The following is a 418-nucleotide window of genomic DNA, read 5'->3' as shown; positions in this document are numbered from 1 at the left end:
TAACGCCTTGCTAAGGGGCGGCGCTTTGCGCCGTCCCGTGGAGCCAGCAACGCTGGCGGAACATACTTGAGCAACTTGTTAGGCATTTTTTGCACTCTTTTTTCGAGGATAAAAAATAACGCCAACTACAATTAACATAACACCAGCTAGTACTTGTAACTTAAGTGCATCCCAGAGTAACTTGAAGCCATTTCTCCCTTCAGCGATAACTGTTTCTATTTTTTTAATTATAAGATCGTCTAGAGGCTTTTCTAATTGACTAAATTGATATTCCAAACTATTTTCGGCGAGATTTATTCGAGAGCCCATATGATTAGATGGCCCCACTACAACACTTACAGCTGATAAGATGACATATAATCCAAAAATAATAGTTAAAATAGATATAAGTTTTTTCATTTCCTTTTTATACCTAACA

Annotated in this window: 1 protein-coding gene; it reads right to left on the bottom strand. The window is 37.6% G+C overall.

Annotated elements, in window-relative coordinates:
* Positions 1 to 78 precede the first annotated feature (78 nt).
* On the bottom strand, positions 79 to 418 hold a 340-nt coding region (locus tag AC27G9_RS21285; RefSeq protein ID WP_487076568.1), incomplete at its 5' end, for a hypothetical protein.

The sequence above is a fragment of the Alteromonas sp. 5NS40-0096 genome (assembly GCF_057544385.1).
The sequence above is the reverse complement of the archived record's forward strand: the minus strand, read 5'-3'. Positions and strand labels throughout refer to the sequence as shown.